The organism is Streptomyces sp. NPDC029122, from assembly GCF_055569445.1.
The window spans coordinates 33981-50688 of record NZ_JBVHWK010000008.1 but is presented as its reverse complement, the minus strand read 5'-3'; the positions used below and the strand labels follow the sequence as shown (position 1 = coordinate 50688).

Annotated in this window: 14 protein-coding genes; 3 read left to right on the top strand and 11 right to left on the bottom strand. The window is 74.6% G+C overall.

All coding sequences use genetic code 11. The features are described 5' to 3' along the window. Nucleotides 1-3: 3 nt before the first annotated feature. Complete coding sequence (locus ACZ4WZ_RS12345) at nucleotides 4-1260, top strand: cytochrome P450 (RefSeq protein WP_467888759.1); 1257 nt, start codon at nucleotides 4-6, stop codon at nucleotides 1258-1260. A gap of 313 nt (nucleotides 1261-1573) precedes the next feature. On the opposite strand, the gene ACZ4WZ_RS12340 is transcribed toward ACZ4WZ_RS12345, so the two are convergent. Both ACZ4WZ_RS12340 and ACZ4WZ_RS12335 read right to left on the bottom strand, forming a co-directional pair. Continuing rightward, nucleotides 1574-2068 (bottom strand): DUF5949 family protein, encoded by a 495-nt coding sequence (locus ACZ4WZ_RS12340; RefSeq protein WP_467888756.1) that lies wholly within the window; start codon nucleotides 2066-2068, stop codon nucleotides 1574-1576. A 56-nt stretch (nucleotides 2069-2124) separates the two neighbouring features. Further along, entirely contained in the window at nucleotides 2125-2739 is a 615-nt protein-coding gene (locus ACZ4WZ_RS12335) for a DUF4352 domain-containing protein (protein WP_467888753.1), read from the bottom strand. A 170-nt stretch (nucleotides 2740-2909) separates the two neighbouring features. Here ACZ4WZ_RS12335 and ACZ4WZ_RS12330 point away from each other — a divergent pair, with 170 nt between their 5' ends. After that, nucleotides 2910-3347 carry a DUF6299 family protein gene (locus ACZ4WZ_RS12330; protein ID WP_467888750.1) on the top strand — a complete coding sequence of 146 codons (438 nt, stop codon included), beginning with the start codon at nucleotides 2910-2912 and terminating at the stop codon, nucleotides 3345-3347. A gap of 36 nt (nucleotides 3348-3383) precedes the next feature. Here ACZ4WZ_RS12330 and ACZ4WZ_RS12325 read toward each other — a convergent pair whose 3' ends face one another. The 4 genes from ACZ4WZ_RS12325 to ACZ4WZ_RS12310 form a co-directional block, all read right to left on the bottom strand. Next, nucleotides 3384-3560, bottom strand: a complete 177-nt coding sequence (locus tag ACZ4WZ_RS12325; protein WP_467888747.1) for a hypothetical protein — start codon at nucleotides 3558-3560, stop codon at nucleotides 3384-3386. Nucleotides 3561-3681: 121 nt separating this feature from the next. Beyond that, complete coding sequence (locus tag ACZ4WZ_RS12320) at nucleotides 3682-5769, bottom strand: SpoIIE family protein phosphatase (protein WP_467888744.1); 2088 nt, start codon at nucleotides 5767-5769, stop codon at nucleotides 3682-3684. A gap of 316 nt (nucleotides 5770-6085) precedes the next feature. Further along, nucleotides 6086-7372 carry an NAD(P)-binding domain-containing protein gene (locus ACZ4WZ_RS12315; protein ID WP_467888741.1) on the bottom strand — a complete coding sequence of 429 codons (1287 nt, stop codon included), beginning with the start codon at nucleotides 7370-7372 and terminating at the stop codon, nucleotides 6086-6088. A 281-nt stretch (nucleotides 7373-7653) separates the two neighbouring features. Further along, the gene (locus ACZ4WZ_RS12310; protein WP_467888738.1) at nucleotides 7654-8937 is read right to left on the bottom strand and encodes a carboxylate--amine ligase; all 1284 of its coding nucleotides are present in this window, start codon (nucleotides 8935-8937) and stop codon (nucleotides 7654-7656) included. A 294-nt stretch (nucleotides 8938-9231) separates the two neighbouring features. Here ACZ4WZ_RS12310 and ACZ4WZ_RS12305 point away from each other — a divergent pair, with 294 nt between their 5' ends. Beyond that, entirely contained in the window at nucleotides 9232-10737 is a 1506-nt protein-coding gene (locus ACZ4WZ_RS12305; RefSeq protein ID WP_467888735.1) for a glycoside hydrolase family 26 protein, read from the top strand. Nucleotides 10738-10742: 5 nt separating this feature from the next. Here the strand turns inward: ACZ4WZ_RS12305 and ACZ4WZ_RS12300 are convergent, their stop codons facing one another. The 5 genes from ACZ4WZ_RS12300 to murJ all read right to left on the bottom strand — a co-directional run bounded on the left by ACZ4WZ_RS12300 (nucleotide 10743) and on the right by murJ (nucleotide 16427). Then, the gene (locus ACZ4WZ_RS12300; RefSeq protein WP_467888732.1) at nucleotides 10743-11885 is read right to left on the bottom strand and encodes a GNAT family N-acetyltransferase; all 1143 of its coding nucleotides are present in this window, start codon (nucleotides 11883-11885) and stop codon (nucleotides 10743-10745) included. After that, a complete protein-coding gene (locus ACZ4WZ_RS12295) occupies nucleotides 11882-12571 on the bottom strand; it encodes a YveK family protein (RefSeq protein WP_467888729.1) in 690 nt (229 codons plus the stop codon). Before ACZ4WZ_RS12295 ends, ACZ4WZ_RS12300 begins: the two co-directional genes overlap by 4 nt. A 73-nt stretch (nucleotides 12572-12644) precedes the next feature. Next, nucleotides 12645-13955 (bottom strand): glycosyltransferase, encoded by a 1311-nt coding sequence (locus ACZ4WZ_RS12290; protein ID WP_467888727.1) that lies wholly within the window; start codon nucleotides 13953-13955, stop codon nucleotides 12645-12647. Beyond that, complete coding sequence (locus ACZ4WZ_RS12285) at nucleotides 13952-14725, bottom strand: polysaccharide deacetylase family protein (RefSeq protein WP_467888725.1); 774 nt, start codon at nucleotides 14723-14725, stop codon at nucleotides 13952-13954. Before ACZ4WZ_RS12285 ends, ACZ4WZ_RS12290 begins: the two co-directional genes overlap by 4 nt. After that, nucleotides 14715-16427, bottom strand: coding sequence for a murein biosynthesis integral membrane protein MurJ (gene murJ / locus ACZ4WZ_RS12280; RefSeq protein ID WP_467888722.1), 1713 nt, complete (start codon nucleotides 16425-16427; stop codon nucleotides 14715-14717). The genes ACZ4WZ_RS12285 and murJ overlap by 11 nt, the downstream gene beginning before the upstream one ends. Nucleotides 16428-16708 lie beyond the last annotated feature (281 nt).

Genomic DNA, 16708 nt, shown 5'->3' with positions numbered 1-16708 from the left:
CCCATGACACTCCCTCCTCAACGGCACGGCTCCGGTACCGACCCCGGAGGGGAGCTGGCCGAGCCGGGTTTCTGGCAGCGGCCCCCCGCCCACCGCCTCGCGGCCTTCGCCCGGCTGCGCGCGCTGGACTCCCCGGCGTTCGTCCCCGAGGGGGGCGGCGGCCACTGGGCACTCGTGCGCCACGCGGACGTGCAGGAGGCGAGCCGGCTGCCGAAGGTGTTCGCCAGCGCCCCCGGGGTCACGACGCCGGAGCCGGCCCGGTGGGTGCGGGCCCTGTTCGGGGACTCCATGGTCAACCTGGACGGCCCGGACCACGCGCAGCTGCGGAAGATCGTGCAGCGGGCGTTCACGCCGCGGCTGCTGGCTGCGGCCGAGGCGGACATCCACGCGGTCGCGGCGCGGATCGTGGACGACGTCCTGGCCGAGCGTCCCGACGAGTTCGTCTCGGCGGTGTCCTCCCGGCTGCCCCTGGAGGTCATCTGCAACATGATGGGCATCCCGGAGCGCTACCGCGCCGAGATCGCCGCCCGGGTCGACCACGCCTCCGAGAACATCGGCGTGGAGCGCGGCCTGGCCGCCCGGCTGCGGATGCCCGGCCGCGGGCTGCGGGCCCTGGCCCGGATGCAGCGGATGGTCGCGGGCATCGGGCGGGAGCGGCGCAAGAACCCGACCGACGACCTGATCTCGGCCCTGGTCCGCGCGAACGTGGACGGTCAGGCGCTCGGCGCCCGCCAGCTGGGTGCCTTCTTCAGCCTGCTGATGGTGGCGGGGGTGGAGACCACCCGTAACGCCATCAGCCACGGGCTGACCCTGCTGACCGACTTCCCCGACCAACGGGAACTGCTGCTCTCGGACTTCGAGAAGTACGCGGACGGTGCGGTGGACGAGATGATCCGGCACTCGACGCCGATCATCCAGTTCCGCCGGACGGTGACCGCCGAACACACGCTGGGCGGGCACCTGTTCCGGCCCGGGGACAAGGTGGTGCTGTACTACGCGTCCGCCAACCGCGACGAGGCGGTCTTCCCCGACCCGGACGCCTTCGACATCACCCGCTCCCCCAACCCGCACCTGGGCTTCGGCGGCGGCGGACCGCACTTCTGCCTGGGCGCCCATCTGGCCCGGGTGGAGATGAAGGCGCTGTTCCGGGAGCTGCTCACCAGGCCGGTGGGGCTGCGCGCGGTGGGCCTGCCCGATCTGGCGGGGTCGAACTTCGACAACCGTGTCCGCTCGCTGCGGTTCGCCTTCGAACGCCCCTGACACAGGAGCGGACCGGCCACGGCTGCCCGGCGTCACGTGTCCGTGGGGGGCGGCCGCCGGGCAGGCTGGGAGCCCGGCGGCCGCGGACACGGCGGCCGCCGCAGGCGCGGCGGCGGCTGCCGCGGACAGGGGCCGGCGCGAGACGCGGCCGGCGCGGAGGGGACCCCACCGGGGACGGGGCCGGTGGACGGGCGGCGCCGACCCGGCGACCGCTGCCACGGGCGCCATCGTGTTACCGGTGCCACCTCTGCGACCGGTGCCCCCGTGCAACCGCCGCTATCGCCGCTGCCGCCTACCGCCTACCGCCTACCGCCTACCGCTGCAGGCTCTGCACCGTGACCACGCAGTGGGCGCTGCTGGTCAGCACCTCCTCGTCGCCGGCGAAGGCCTGGAGGACCTCCGCGCTCACCGGCTTGCCGGGGACGGCCTCGGGCCAGGCGCGCGTCGCGAACAGGAAGTACGCCTGGCCGCTCTCCTTCGCGGCCGCGACCCACTCGTCCGGAGCGGTGCAGGTGGCGTTCAGCCCGGGCATGGTCAGCGCGATCTGGTTGTCCGCGAGGAGGACCTTCACGTCGAACTTCTGCGGGTTCGCGGTGCCGTCCATGACCACGTCGCCGATGGGCAGCCCCATCTCCTCCAGCAGCCCGCGGGCGGCCGCCTCGCCCGCCTCCCGGCCCCCCGGCCCGTCGCCGAGCGTGTAGGCGAGCAGGTACGGGATGTCGTGGCCCTCGGCGGGGTCGCCGATCCAGGCGAGCACGGAAAGGGTGCCGAGCCGGGTACGGTCGATTTCGGCTTGCGTAGAAGTCATGCGCGCACCCTAATGCTCCGGCGCCCGGCTCCTTCACGGCCTTTCACCCGGGCGGGCTAGACCGACCAGAAACCCCCTCCGGAATTCGCCTGCATGTTCGCGTCCCGATACTGGAGCCGCACGATCTTCTGGTTTTCAGGAATTTCGAACACGATCCACCCTTCGGCCCGCTCACCGACCGCGAGGGAATCGAAGACGAGCGGTTTGCCGGTCGTCAGTTCACCGGTGCGCACCACCGGGTGGCGCTTGCCCGCGCCGTCGTACGCCCACATGCGTCCGAGGGCCCCGTACGAGGCCCCGCCGACGTTGACGAACGACATCGAGGCGGCGACCCAGCGCTTCCCCGCCGGCGGCTGGTAGTTCGGCTCGACGCTGACCGCCGGGTCCACGAACGCGGCCAGCACCACCTGGAGGTGGCGGCCCACCTCATGGCCCTGCACCCGTACGGAGTCACCCACATGGGCGTCCTTCGCGGCGTCGGGCAACGTCCCCGCCCGGTCCTGCTCGGAGGGGTCCTCGTCGGCGCCGGGCACCCCGTCGTCGACGGGGACGGCGGGTGCCGCGGCCGGGGCCGGCGCGGCCCCCTCGGGGGCGCTCTGGCAGGCGGTGGCGGTGAACAGCAGGAGGGGCAGCAGGGTGGCGGCGGCGAGGACGGAGACGGGCTGACGCATACGGGAACCCCTTCGGGGATCTTCGGGGCGGGGAATACTCCCGGCCAGTCTCACGCGCCCGAGCGGGGAATTGCACACACCGACACGAGCCCGCGGAGCGAGTCGCCCGCCCATTGCCAGCACAATGCCTTCCGGTGGAATCCCGCCAACCGCACTCACCTGGAGGAAAAATGCGTACCCCTGCCCGCCGAATGTCCCTCGGGGTCTTCTCCGCTCTGGCCGCGACGGCCCTGTTCACGACCGCCGCCCACGCCACCGTTTTCCATCAGGAGATTTCCGTGCGGCCGGAAGCCCATATCGCCGGGGACGGTTCCGTCACCCTTTCCGGGACCTACCGCTGCGAGGTCGCGTCACCCTCGGGGGCGATGCAGATCAAGGCGACCGTCATCCAGGACGGATCCCGCCTGAGCATCGGTGCGGGCGAGGTCGTCTGCGACGGTGCCGAGCACGCATGGGTGGCCGGCAGCCCGCTGACGGGCGGCATCCACCCGGGCCGCGCCACGGCCGTCGCGGAGCTCCAGGAGATCCACTTCTCGGGCCTGATGCCGAGCGCCGTCGACACGGTCGCGCAGGACAGCAAGGACATCGAGGTCATCGGAGACCGGTAGGGAGCAGGGCCGGCGCCGCAGGTCCGGTAGCCGCCGCTACCGGCACTCGGGCACGACGCCCGTCATCGACATGAACGCGACCGTCCTGCATTCGGGGTCCGTATGCGCCCGCGCGGCCGCCCAGTCGACGACCGTCCGGCCCCCGGCCGCCAGCAGCAGGGCCGCCAGCGCCGCCGCGGCGCCGGTGGCCGCGGCCCTGGTCAGGCGGCGCACCGTACTCCCTCAGGCGGGAGGGCGCCCCGGAAAACCGGTACGTCCCGAAGAACCAGCATCCGTTCCATGGCCGCATCATCACCCCGCCCCCGGCACCCCGCAACCCGGTGCGACCGCACGGTCACCCGGTGCCGCGCGGGGTGCTTCCGGCGTCGAACTCGCACCAGACGGCCTTCCCGTCGCCCCGGGACTCCACCCCCCAGTGCGTGGCCAGCGCGTCCACCAGCAGCAGCCCGCGCCCGGTGGTGGCCGCCTCGCCGGGGGTGCGCCTGCGCGGCCACACGCTGGAGCGGTCCTTGACCCACAGGCGGATCCGCCGCACGGGCTCGGGCAGCACCTCCATGGTCAGCACCGCCCCGCCGTCGGTGTGCAGGAGTGCGTTGACCAGCAGCTCCCCCGCCGCCAGCTCGACGTCGTCGGCGAGTTCGGGCATCCCCCAGTCGCGCAGGGCCTGCCGCAGGGCGTAGCGGGCCTCCGACAGCCCTTCGGGGTCGGCCTGGTGGACGTACTGGTGGATGCGCGGCGCCCGGTGGGTGCCGGGGTCCGGGGCGCGGCGCAGGACCAGCAGGGCCACGTCGTCCCCGGAGCCCCAGCGTTCCCAGAGCCGGTCGGAGAGGTGGTCGGCGAGGGCTCCGGCGCCCTGGGGGCCAGAGCGGACGGCGTGGGCGAGGGCGTCCATGCCGGCGGTGATGGTGGTGCCCGGTTCTTCCACGAGGCCGTCGGTGCACAGCACGAGCGTCTCGCCGGGCACCAGGTCGAGGCGGGTTTCGGGGAAGTCCTCGTGCTCGAAGACGGAGGCCAGTCCGAGCGGCAGTCCGCCCCGTACGTTGGGCCAGCCGGTACGCCCGTCCGTGTGCCGGATCAGTGGGCCGATGTGGCCCGCGCGGACGGCCCGTACGCCTCCGGTCTCCAGGTCGACCTGGGCGTACATGCAGGTGGCGAAGCGTTCGGTGTCCAGTTCGGCGAGGAAGCGGGAGGCCCGCACCAGCACGGTGGACGGGGGGTGGCCCTCGCCCGCGTAGGCGCGGAGCGCGATGCGCAGCTGGCCCATGATGGCGGCGGCGTGGGTGTCGTGGCCCTGTACGTCGCCCACGACGATGCCGACGCGGTCGCGGGGCAGGGCGATCACGTCGTACCAGTCGCCGCCGACCTCCCGTCCGCTCCACGCGGAGTGGTAGCGGACGGCGATCTCGCCGCCGGTGATCTCGGGGATGCGGCGGGGCAGCATGGCGGCCTGGAGGCCGGTGGCGAACTCGCGTTCCTGGTCGAAGAGGAGCGCCCGCTGGAGGGACTGGGCGACGATGCCGGCCAGTCCCAGGCACAGGTTGCGTTCCTCCGGGCTGAACTCGGTGCGCCGGCGGTAGAAGAGCACGAGTCCGCCGATGGCCTTGGCCTGGGCGATCAGGGGCAGGTAGGCGGCCGCGTCGTAGCGGATGCGGTTCAGGTAGTCGGCGAGCAGCGGGAACTCGCCGGCGAGTTCGGTCAGCGAGGTGACGAAACGTGCCTGCCTGCTGAGGACGGCCTGCGAGAGCGGCAGCGATCCGTCCAGCCGGGTGAATTTGCGCTCGCTGAGGATCTCCAGGGTTTCCCCGCTCAGCGCGATGATCTTGATGGCGCCGTTCTCGACGAGGCCCAGGGCCAGTCCGTCCGCCCCGAGCCGCTCGAGCGCGCCCGCGCCGGTCAGGGCGGCCGTCACGTCGTCGACGGTCACCGCCCGCGACAGGGCCTCCGTGGTGCGCTGCACGATGGCGGCCTGCTGGGTGCGGGCGTTCTCCAGCTTCCGCAGCACCGTCGCGTGCGCGAGCTCGGCCGTGGTGTCCCGGACGATGCCCGCGATCCGCTCGGGCCGGCCGTTCGCGTCGCGCAGCACCCGGCCCGTGGTGTGGGTCCACTGGTCACGGCCGTCGCGCCGGCGCACCGTGAAGTACGAGCCGTACGTGGACCCGCCGGACTCCAGCACGCCCGTCACGGTCTCCGAGAGCCGGGCCGCGTCGTCGGACGGGATCCGCGCGCCGAGGCCCCCGGGGGTGTGGTCGAACTCCGCCGCCTCCAGGTCGAAGACGGCCAGGCCTGCCTCGTCCAGGGTGAGGGTGCCCGCGTCCAGGTCCCACTCGAAGCTGCCCATGCCGTTGAGCGCGAGCCGCTCCCCCGGCCCGGTCACCGGGCTTGGAGCACTCCGCTCCGGTTCGTCGCGCTCCGCCGCTGCCACGAGAGACACACCACCTAACGGCCTGGCCAGCACGGCTGGGAGATGAGCCGCTCCCACTCCTCGTCAGGATGCCCCGGAAGGGTCCGTCCGGCCTCCCGCCAGCGCTTGACGAGGGAGAGGTAGATGGAGGGCTGGTCGCCGGCCCCGGAGGGTCCGGGGGACCGCCATCCGTACGGTGTGCCGGCGGCCGTCCGGGGCGGTGTGCCCGCGGTCGCCCGGGCCGACGGCTGCTCCCCGCGGCTGGCCGGGATGCGCACCCAGCCACGGCCTCCCTGTGCTCGCTCCGCGCTCATCGCGGACCCCTCTCAGGTGGATCTCAGCGTAGATACGTCTCCGGTCCCCCGGCGGCGGCCCGGACCGGCCGGGCTCCGCCGGACGCGCCCGGCAGCGGACCCCGCGCGCCGAGGCGCTTGCGGACTCCCTTCACCAGTCTCCCCGCCGTGAACCCCGCACCGTGCACGAATCGCATGGAAGGTCCGAATGAGGGAGCCGTCAGCAGCCCCGCGAAGAACAGCCCGGGCCAGGAGGACTCGAAGCCCGCGCTCACCTCCGGGGTGCCGCTGTCGCCCACGGTGGCCAGCGCGGCCCGCAGGCGCGCGTCGAGCAGCTCCAGCCGGTCCAGCCGCGGGGTGAACCCGGTCGCCGCGATGACGTGCGAGGTGTCCAGTACGACGGACTCCCCGGCCGGCGTGGTCAGCCCGAGCCGGGTACGGCCGCCCACCGCGACGGCCCGGCTCAGCCGGTGTCCCATCAGCGCGGGCACCCGCCGCTCGAAGCGGTCCCGCAGCCACCAGGCTCCGGCGGGCCCCAGCGCCGTGGCGGCGATCCGCGCGCGCGTCGGCGCGGGCAGCCGCCGCACCGCCCAGGGCAGCTCCGACCACACCCAGCTGTGCCATCCGGTGCCGAGGCCGCTGTGCGGGGCGCGCAGGGCCCGCAGCGGGGGCCGCTCCAGCGGTTGCGGGACGGTGTTCCAGTTCAGCTGGGACCTCCGGGCCACCACGCACGGCCGGGCCCCCGCCTCGGCGAGCAGCGCGGCCGTCTCCAGCGCGGCCTGCCCGGCCCCCAGGACGGCCACCTCGCGCCCGGCGAAGCGGGACAGGTCGCGGTGGTCGCTGCTGTGCGAGCAGTGGCCCGGGGGCAGCCCGGCCAGAGCCGCGGGGTAGCGCGTGAAGGGCATCACCCCGACGGCCAGGGCCACCGTACGGGCGAGCAGCGGCGGCCCGTCGGCGGTGCGGACGAGGAAGCCGTCGCCCTGCGGGGTGACCTCGGTGACGGTGGCCTCCTCCACCTCCGGCAGGCCCGCGTGCCGGGCGAACCAGAGCCCGTACGCGGTGAAGGTGCCGATCGGCAAAGGGCTGCCGTGCTCGGCGGTCAGGCCACGTGTGGCGCAGTACTCGGCCAGGGTGTAGCGGCCGCCGGGCGCGGAGAGGTTGGAGGACCAGGGCTCCGATTTCAGGTACATGCCCTCGGGCATGTGGTCCCGCCAGGACGCCATGGGCCGGCCCAGCACCCGTACCCCGAGCCCGGCCGCCGCCGCGTGCGCGGCGATCGACAGCCCGTACGGGCCCGCGCCGACCACCACGAGATCGTCCGTCCGCCTCACGGCCACTCCTCCCACCAGATCGTCAACGAGTCACCCAAAAACTCACCCGGCTGCGGCCACGACACCGCCGGATCACCGCATCACCTGACAACCAGACCATCGGACCATCGGACCATCAGATCGCCGGATCACCACACCGCGTCACATGTCACTGCGTCACCGACCCCTCGCCCCACCGGCTCACGATCCACAGGGCTGCCGGCCCCGGCAGACGCTCGGGCGCGCCGGGTCACCCGTACCGCGCCCGCGGCGCCCGCGTCACCGCGCCCGCGCCGCCCGGCTCACCGCGTCACCAGCTCGTCCGGCTCCGCCGAGGCGCCCGGCGGGGCCTGGCCCGCGGCCGGTTCAGGGGTCTGGGGCCGCAGCCACGTGCGTTCGCCGCCGCGCTGACGCGGCGTCCGCGCCGCGCGGACCGTACGCCGCCCCTGCGCGGGCACCCTGCGCAGGGCACCGGCCCCCTTGCCGAAGCCGCGTCCCAGGAAGGCGGCGAGCATCGCCAGGAACGGCCACGGGTCGTCGGTGGCGAACCAGGCCGCCTCCACCCGCCCCCGCTCCCCCCGCGGCAGCACCCGCACCGGGCCGGGCCGCGCCGCGGCCGCCCCCGCACCGGCCGCCCCCGGGGCGGGGGCGCGGCGGGGCAGCGAGCGGCCCCGTACGGCGGCCAGCAGGGCGTAGTTCTCCGCCACGAAGACCCGTCCGGGCCCGCCCGTCGCCGCCGGCACCCGCTGGCCCGTCAGGTCGAGGTACATGGCCTGGACCACGTCCAGGCCCGAGTCGTCGGCGAACAGTCTGAACTGCGCGCCCGGGCGCGGGTTGAAGTCCACCAGCCGGAAGGTGCCGCACTCGTCGCGGCGGAAGTCGAGGTCCAGGATCCCGTGGTAGCCCAGCCGTTCGGCGAGCCGCAGCGCGGACTCCTCCACCGCCGGGTCCGGCAGCCATCGCCCCACCGCCGTCAGCCCGGTCCGCACCGGCCAGGACAGCTCCTTGCGGCCCGACCCGGTGAGCAGCGGCCGCCCGCCCCGGGCGAAGGCGCCGTGGAAGAACCAGTCGGTGTCCGGTCCCGCGGGCAGGAACCGCTGGAGCAGCAGCCGGCTCCCGGCCTCGGCGGAGCGCTCGAACAACCGGTGCGCGTCGGCGGCGGTGTTGAGGAGCGTGGTGCTCCGCAGCCCGGCGCCGGCGGGCAGCAGCCACGGCCGGCTCCACTTCGCCACCACCGGCAGCCCGAGCCGCCAGGCGGCCCGCGCCGCCTCGCCGCCGCTCGCCGGGATCACGGTCTCCGGGTGGGGGACGCCCCAGCGGGCGCACAGCCGCGACAGCTCCGCCTTGTCCGCCACCCGGGCGGGGAGACCGTCCGGCTGATGGGGGGTCCGGAAACGGTCCGTCAGCATCGGGGCGATCCGGGACACGGTGATCGCGCTGATGTCGTCCATGGCCACGAGCACCGCCGGCCGCCCGATCCGCTCCGACACTCCGACCAGGCACTCCAGCAGCGCCTCGGGCGCCTCCGGTTCCGATCCGCCGGCAGGACCGGCGTGCACGGCGCGCAGATAGCGCGAACGCCCCACGGGACCTCCCCCTTCCTCGACGACGGCATGGACCTCCACGCCCTTGCGTCCGAGGGATCTGACGGCGCCGAGGGTTCCGTGGTGGAACGGATTCCGATCGAGTCTGAGCAGAACAGCGGGCACATGACCGTCGAACGCGTACATGGGAACGGTGTCTTTCACCTAGTCGGACCAAGCGGAGTGGATGCGCAGCTGCGAATGGCCTACCCGGTGGCCACCGGACAGGGCATTCGTCAGATGTGATGCCTAACGTCTTTTACAAGCACACCGGTTCGCGAAAGCTCGGGAGACGCCATGCCCAGACCACCCCACCGCCTGGTGAGCACCTGCGTCGGTACGGTCACGGCCGGGCTGCTCGCCACCGGCGCCGCCCTCGCGGCCCCCGACGACGACCCGCCCAGGGGATCCGGCTCCGCCATGGGCGCCTACCTCGGCTACGGGTCGCCCGGGGTCGCCCGGATCCCCTACCTGTCGCACTGGCTGGGCGGCAGGGAGATCCGGGTCGGGCACACCTACCTCCCCGGCGACCAGTGGTCCGGCATCGAGGGCGATGTGGACTTCCTCGAGGACTGGGCCGAGTGGCGCCGGGGCGACGACGACCGGATGTTCGTCCTCAACGTGCCCATGCAGGCCCGCAACGAGGACCGGGTGCCCGACTGGCAGGTGGCCCAGCTGATCCGGGCCGGCGCGGAGGGCCAGTACGACCGGCACTTCCGCAAGCTCGCCGAACGGCTGGTGGCCCTGGGCGCGCAGGACACGGTGATCGTGCTCGGCTGGGAGATGAACGGCACCACGTACACCCACCGCTGCGCGCCGGACCCGGAGAACTGGAAGGCGTACTGGAGGCGCGTCGTCAACGCGATGCGCGCCGTCCCCGGACAGGAGTTCACGTTCGACTTCGCCCCCAACCGGGGAACGGACGCGATCGGCTGGACCAAGTGCTACCCGGGCGACGACGTGGTGGACGTCATCGGCATGGATTCGTACGACCAGGGTCCGGGACGGACCTTCGAGGAGCACGTCCGCCAGCCGTACGGGCTCCAGCAGCACGTCGACTTCGCGAAAGCACACGGGAAGCAGATCTCGTACCCGGAGTGGGGGCTGTTCCGCAACGGTGACAACGCGGAGTACATCGGTCAGATGCTGAAGTGGATCGAGCAGCACAAACCGCTCTACCACACCATCACCGACTACTGTCCGCACGGCGTCTGGCGGTGCAAGGACAACCCGCGGTCGGCGAAGGTCTTCCGTGAGGCGATGGGCGAGCACAAGCCGGCCGAGCCGACGCCCGCGGTCCCCACCCCTGTGGTCCCGACGCCGGTCGTCCCCACTCCTGTGGTCCCCACGCCGGTCGTGCCGACGCCGCAGGTCCCGACCCCGCAGTTCCCCACGCCGGACGTCCCCAAGCCGCCCGCGTCGCCCAAGCCCGACGTGCCCACGCCCGACGTCCCCAAGCCCGACGTCCCCAAGCCCGACGTCACGGTCCCGCCGCCCGACCCGGAGCCGTCCCCGGGGGCCTCGGTGCCCGTGCCGCCGGTCCTCACGCCGAGCCCCCAGCCGCCCAGCCCCCAGCCCACCCGGCCGCCCGCGTCGCCCAAGCCGGACGTCCCCAAGCCCGACGTCCCCAAGCCCGACATCCCCAAGCCCGAGCCGAAGCCCGAGCCGAAGCCCCAGCCCAACGACAGCAGGGAGTGGTGCCTTCCGCTCACCTTCGGCGACTGGCTGAACTCCCTCATCGGCAACCAGTCGTTCTGCTTCCGCTTCGACTGGGGCGAGGACTTCGGCTTCTGGCCCTTCTAGACGGGTCATCGCACCCGCAGTTCGTTCAGCCGCGCCCGCCAGTCCCGGGCGGCCGGCAGCGCCTCGCGCAGCGCGTCCACCGCCCGCTCGCGCCCCGTGATCTGCGACTCGTGCAGCCGCAGCAGGGGCGCGAGCGCGTGCGTGGCCAGCAGCAGGCGCTGGTTGACCACCGCCTCGGGCCGCCAGTGGTTCTTGTACGGCTCGTTGCCGCGCAGGAAACTCACCACCGGCCGGCCCTCCGCCACGGCCCGGCCCGTCTCGTAGCGCAGCAGCAGCGTCGCGACGTCCACCTTGCGTTCGCGCAGGTCCGGATCGGCGCCGTACAGGTAGCCGCCGCTCAGCGCGGCCGACAGCAGCGTGACGTTGGCCGCCACCACCTTGCCGTCCAGCCGGAACTCGGTGAGCCTGCCCTCCCCCGTCCGCACCATCCGCCGGGTGGCCCGGGTCAGGTGTTCGGCGAAACGGGACCGCAGGTGCTCGGGGGTCACCCCGCGGCCCCGCCACTGCTTCTCGTGGAGCCGCAGCAGGGTGCGTACGGCCTGCGGCACCTCCTCCTCGCTGACCTCGTGCTCCTCGATCCCGGCGGCGTCGGTCTTGCGCAGCTTGGCCCGCACCCGCTGCGCCCCGGAGGCCGGCATCCGCTTGACGAGCTGGTCGAAGGGCAGCGCGGGCAGCTCCATGCAGGTGGAGTCGGGGACCTTGCCGCTCACCCCGGGCCACGCCGCGTACACCGCCTCGGCGGCCGCCCCGGGGCGTACCTCGCGCAGGTCGACGACGGCCCCGCGGGCGGCCCGGTGCAGCCCGTTGGCCAGGGCGGGCACGACCTGGTCGGCGTACTCGGCGGAGACGAGCACGTCGAAGTAGTCGGTGATCGCGCCGCCGAGCGGGACCAGCCGCGGCAGCGGCCGGTGTACGAGCATCAGCGCGGCCGCGCCGACCAGTTCCTCGCCGCGCCGGACGAGCAGGAGCCGGAGCCGGCCGTCCTTCCCGTACGACAGCCACCAGGAGTGCAGCCAGGCATGACTCTGGAAGGGGGTGGCGGTGGGGCAGTTCCGGACGAGTCGGTTCCAGGACTCCTCCAGCGCGGCGAACTGCCGGGAGTCCCGGCACAGCGTCACCGTCAGGGCCCCGGCGGAGCCCGGCGTCATCGCACGGGCTCCTTCTCCTTGGCCTCGGAGTGCTCGCCCTGGGCGGGCAGCGAGGGGTACTCCTCCACCACCGGGCTCCCCTCGCGCTCCGTGCGGCGGGCCGGACGCGCCAGCAGCCACAGCCCGCCGAGGAGACCGCCCGCGCACAGTCCGACGGCGCCGCTGACGGGGGCGGACGGGGAGGCGGGATCGCTGGGCGCGACGGCCTGGTTGAACAGCAGCAGCTGCACCCCGGTGTTCTTGGCGGCCTGGTTGCTGCTCAGCGAGAGGGCGTCGGCGACGGCGTTGGCGATGTCGGCGGCCTCGGAGGGGCTTGGGGAGGTGCCGGTGATGGCGATCATCGGCGAGTCGGGGGAGGTCTCGGCGCGGACCTGGGTGCGCAGCTGCCGGGCGGCGATGCCGGCGCGGGGCTGGGCGTAGGCGAGGGTGGAGCTGCTGGTCGCGATCCGGCCGTAGGCCTGGGCGAAGCCGAGGGCGGTGGCGGGCTCGGTGGTCTCGTTCGGGACGGCCACGACGTAGCTGGTGGCGGCGTACTCGGGGGCCTTGAGCACCCCGTACGCGCCGCCCGCGGCCAGACCGAGCAGGGCGCAGGCGGGCAGTGGCCACCAGGCGGGCGGCGGCAGCGGGAGCCGGTGCTTCTTCCCGGAGCGGTGGTCGGACTTCTTCTGGTCGGCGGTGTCGGCCATGTGCGGTGCCTTCCTGGGTGGAGGGGGTCGTTCGGTCCCGGCCGGTCCCCCCGGCCGGGTCTGTGGATCGGGGTCAGCCGTTGCCGTCCGGCGCGGCGGCGGCGGGCCCGCCAGGTGTCTGCGGCGTCGCGGGGCCGGGTACGGCCACGGCCGGACCCGCCGCCCGCCGGCCGTCATCGGCGTCCAGGACCGGCCCGCCGTCCGGCCCGGCGGCCGACGCGGGCCCGGCGCCCCGCCCCGGCGCGGCGTCCCGCCCCGGTGCGGCCAGCGCGAGGTCGTACACGTCCAGCAGCCGCCGTGCGGTGCGCGTGATGTCGTACCGGCGCACCACCGGGGGCGGCGGGAGCCGGCGCGCGCCCGCCTCCATGTGCCCGCGCAGGGCGGCTGCCAGTTCCTCCGTGCCGGTGCCGATCCGCCGGGCCCCCGGGGCCTGCGCGGCGGGGAGGTCGTCGATGGCGGGGCAGGTCACGTGCAGTACGGGCAGCCCGGCGGCCAGCGCCTCGACGACGGCGAGCCCGAACGCCTCCTCCCGGGACGGGGAGACGAAGACGTCCATGGCGGCCAGCAGGGCGGGGATCCCGGGGGTGCGCCCGTCGGGGCTGTCGCCCAGCGGGTCCCGCTCGCCGAGCAGGTGGATCCGGCTCTGGGCGCCCAGTTCGGCGGCGAGCAGCCGCAGCGCGGCCCGCTCGGGGCCGTCCCCGGCCAGCAGCAGGTGCGCGCCGGGAAGTGCCGCGACGGCCCTCACGAGTACGTCGAACCGCTTGCCCGGGACCAGCCGCCCCACCCCGCCCACCACGAAGGCGCGTTCCGGCAGCCCGGTCCGGGTCCGGGCGGCGCGGCGTACGCGCTCGTCGAAGCGGAAGCGGGCGGCCTCGATCCCGTTCGGGACCACGTGCACCCGGGCGGCGGGCACCCCCCACCCCTCCAGCCGGGCGGCGACGGTGTCGGACACGGCGACGGTGGCCGCGCCGAGCCGTTCGCTCGCCAGGTACAGGGCCCGCACCCCGCCGGTCAGCGGCCGGCCCTCGATCTCGCCCTCGCCGAGGGAGTGCTCGGTGGCCACCGTGGCGCGGACCCCGGCGAGCCGGGCAGCGAGGCGCCCGTACACGCAGGCCCGGTACAGGTGGGTGTGGACCAGGTCGTAGCGGCCGCTGCGGACGAACTTCACCATCCTGGGCAGTGCGCCCAGGTCGCGGTTGCCGCGCATGCCCAGGTGCACGACCCGGACGCCGTCGGCCCGCAGCCCCTCGGCGACGGGTCCGGGGTTGGTCAGCGTCAGGACGTCGCAGGGCATCGGCATGTGCCGCAGCAGCAGGCGCAGTTGCTGCTCGGCGCCGCCGACGCCGAGCCCGGTGATGATGTGCAGGGCCTTGACGTCCTTCACCGCAGCACCCTCCTGCGCAGCTCCCGCGCCTGGTGCCGCACCTGCTTGACGCGCAGCCGCGCGGGTCCGTCGGCCTGGCTGACGTGGGTGCGCGGCAGGGCGTGGCGGCCCTCGAGCCGGCCGGGGGAGATCGCGCAGGCGTAGTCGTAGCCGGCCGCGCGGGTGGCTTCGACGACCCGGGCGTCGAGGTGCCCGTACGGGTAGCAGAACCCCTCGGGCAGGGTGCCGGTGAGTTCGCGCAGCAGGTCGCGGCTGCCGCGGAGCTCCTGCTGGAGGACGTCGTCGGGGGCGGCGGTGAGGTCCTGGTGGAGCAGGCCGTGGGAGCCGATCTCCTGTCCCGCGGCGGCGGCTTCGCGGATCTGCTCGGCGGTGAGCAGCGGCTTGCGGGGGCCCAGCGGGTCCCACACGTTGTCGACGCCGAGCCGCCCCGGCAGCACGAACAGGGTGGCCGTGCAGTCGTAGCGGCGCAGCAGGGGCAGGGCGCGGGTCACGAAGTCGGTGTAGCCGTCGTCGAAGGTGAGCCCGACGAGCCCGCGGCCGCGCCCGGCGGCGCGGGCTCGCAGCAGCTCGCCGACACCGACGCCGCGCAGCTTCCGGGCGCGCAGCCACTGCAGCTGGGCCTCCAGGGCGGCCGGGGTGACGGTGATCCCGTACGGGTCCTCGGCGGGGTCGGTGAACTCGGCGACCGAGTGGTACATCAGGACCCACGGGGATGTGCCCCGGCGGGCGGGGCCCGTCACGGCGGCGGCCGTGTCGGTGTCAGCGGACATTGCGGAACCTCTGGGTGAGCCGGGTGATCCGGGCGGCGGTGTGGGAGCCGAGCTGGGCGAGCTGGCCGGGCAGGGCGGTGATCTCCAGCACCCGTATGGCCATTCCGGTGGCTCCGAACATGGCGGGGACGAGCAGGCAGCCGAGTGCGGCGCTGAGCAGCGGGTCGGCGATCATCGGGCCGGCGATCCAGCCGGTGCCGCAGGCGGCGGCGGCCGCGACGGTGAGGCGGCCGATGCTGACGGCGACCCGGCGGACCTGGATGGCGATGATGCGGGAGCCGAGGCCGGTGAGGAGCAGGGCGGCGGTGGTGGAGATGCCGGCGGCGTTGGCGGCGGCGATGCCGTAGGTGCCCCACCAGCGGACGGCGAGGGCTCCGGCGACGATGTTGACGAGGAGTCCGGCGCCCATCGCGAGCGCGGGGAACCAGATGGGCCGGGTGGTGGAGAAGAAGGGCCGGGACAGGGCGCCGACGAGGCAGTGGCCGAGCAGGCCGAGGCCGTAGACCCGCATCACGGAGGCGGTGGCGAGGGTGTCCTGGTGGGTGAAGGCCCCGCGTTCGAAGAGGACGTGGATGATCTGCGGGGCGTAGCCGATGACGAGGGCGGTGCCCATGAGGACGGCGAGGGAGGCCAGGGCGAGGTCCTGCTCGACCCTGCGGCGGGCCTTCTCGCGTTCCCCGCCGGCCATGGCCTGGGCGACCACGGGGAAGGTGACGGTGCAGATCATCAGGGACAGCACCATCGGCATCTGCGCGACCTTCTGCGCGTAGTTGAGGTGCGAGATGGCGCCGGGCGGCAGGGAGGCGGCGAGGAAGCGTTCGACGAGTACCTGGGACTGCCGGAACACCGCGAAGAAGATCACGGGGGCGATGACGCCGAAGGCGATGAGGGTGGGCCGGTCGCGGGCGCGCTGGCTGGGCGGGGCGCCCTTGGCGCGGCTGGGGGCGAAGCCCACGTTGCGGATGAAGGCGGGGAGCTGCACGAGGACCATCAGCGCTCCGCCGACGGCGACCCCGGCGGCGGCGGCCCGCACCCCCCACAGGGCGTGGAGGGCGATCATGGTGCCGATGATCCCGACGTTGTACGAGACGTAGATCGCGGCGGGCGGCAGGAACGAGCGGTGGGCGCGCAGGGCGGCGCTGAAGTACCCGGCGATGCCGAAGGTGACGACGGTGAGGGCGGTCATCCGGGTGCACTGGACGGCGAGTTCGGGGTCGGGCAGGCCGGGTGCGAGGACGGCGACGACGAGCGGCGCGGCCACGACGAGCACGGAGGCCACGGCGGCGAGGAACACGACGAGCCGGGGCAGGGTCGCCCCGACGAGGAGCCGTACGGGGTCGGCGGCGCGGGCCTCCATGCGGGTGAGCCCGGCCCGGCTGGCGGCCCGGCGGGCGAGGGCGTGGCTGAAGGCGGGCACCATCAGCAGGGCCATGGCGTCCTCGATGAGGAGGGTCGAGGCCATCTCGGGCACGGTCCAGGCGATCAGGAAGGCGTCGCTGTCGTGCCCGGCTCCGAAGAGGTGCGCGATGGTCTGGTCCCGTACGAGTCCGAACACGGCTCCGGCCGCGGTCAGTCCGGCGGTGACGGCGGCGGCCTTGGCGAGGAACCGTCCGAGGGGAGCGCCGTTCCCGGGTCCGGGTCCGTCCTGCCGCCGCCCCGGTGCCGCGCCCGGGCCGCCGGAGCCGTGCCGGCCGCCCGTCACCGCTCCGGCGGCCCGGCGCGGCCGCCCGGCCGCCGGGCCGCCCGCGCCGGCGCCCCCGGCGCCGGTGACCCCCGCGCCCGTGACCCCCGCGCCCGTGACCCCGGCGCCCGTGACCCCCGCGCCGCTCGTGCCCGGGCCGGGGGCCGGGTCCGGGTCGGGCCCGGTGCGGCCCCACCCGGCCGGTGGTCCGCCCGCGGCGGTGCCCGGGGCAGCCGTGGAGCCCGGGGGGGGGGGGGGGGGGGGGGGGGGGGGGGGGGGGGGGGGGGGGGGGGGGGGGGGGG